Genomic DNA, 1,132 nt, shown 5'->3' with positions numbered 1-1,132 from the left:
CCGCCGCCGCGCGGCCACTGGGGCGGCACCGGCGCGAAAGCCATCGCCTCGCGCAGGCCCGACCAGGCGGGCGCGGGCTGGGGGGCTAAAAAGCGCAGTGCGCCTTGCGGGGCCTGCGCATAGGGCACGCCGCGAAACACGGCGACGCCATGGTCAAGGCGCCCCTGCAGCCCACCTCCGTGGGAAAGGTGCACGCACGGCACGGTATCCAGAGTCATTCAGTGGCCAATCCCAGTTTGTCGATCAACGGTTTCCAGACCGAAGTATCGCGTGCCGCCCAGGTGCGCGCATCCCCCGGGACGGACGCGGCCAGCGTCACGTTCATGGCCTCCATCCGCGCGCGGTAGGACGCATCGCCGCTGCGGCATTTCTCGGTCGCGGCGTTCAGCGTGCCCAGCAGCGCGGGCGGCGTGCCGGCCCGGGCCACCACGGCGATCCACGCGGTGCGGGCCAGGTCCTTGGCGGCCGGCAGGGCCTCGCCGATCGAGGGCACATCCGGCAGCAGGGGCGATCGCTGCGGCGCGAACACCGCCAGGGGCACGAGCTTGCCCGACCTGGCATGCGGCGCGGCCGTGCCGATGACCAGCGTCATCGCCTGGATCTGCTGGCCCATGAGGGCGGTGAGGCCGGCGCCTTCGCCCACGAAGGGCACGTGCGTGCCGGACACGCCCATGCGGTCGAGCAGCGCCGAGGTCAGCAGGTGCGCCGGGCTGCCCTTGCCGGGCGAGCCGAAATCGAGCCCGCCCGGGTGGGCCCTGGCCTGGTCCGCCAGCTGCGCCAGCCGCGTGATGCCCAGCCCCGCCGGCACGGCCAGCACCAGCGGCGTGCTGCCCAGCACCGCCACGCTGTCGAAGTCGTGCAGCGGGTCATAGGGCGGCTGCCGGTAGACGTAGGGCGTGATGGTCATCTGCGACATGCCGATGGTCATCAGCGTGTAGCCGTCGGCCGGCTGGGACTTGAGCGCATTGACCGCCAGGATGCCATTGGCCCCCGGCTTGTTCTGCACCACCACGGGCTGGCCCATCTCGCGCGCGGCGCAGTCGGCCCAGGCGCGCGTCATCGCATCGGATGCGCTGCCCGGCGGCTGCTGGGCGATGAGCTGGATCGGCTTGGGCGGGGGTAGGGCCGCGGG

General features: G+C 72.8%; 2 protein-coding genes. Both read right to left on the bottom strand.

Features of this window, described 5'->3' with window-relative positions:
* Positions 1–194 (bottom strand): carboxylesterase family protein (locus AC27KI_RS25435; RefSeq protein WP_487116578.1); only part of this gene is annotated, 194 nt, incomplete at its 3' end.
* Positions 195–214: 20 nt separating this feature from the next.
* Positions 215–1,132: Bug family tripartite tricarboxylate transporter substrate binding protein (locus AC27KI_RS25430; RefSeq protein WP_487116576.1), on the bottom strand; the 918-nt coding region annotated here is incomplete at its 5' end.

This window comes from Acidovorax sp. KPB24-03 (genome assembly GCF_057546605.1).
This window is presented reverse-complemented; position numbering and strand designations above follow the sequence as displayed.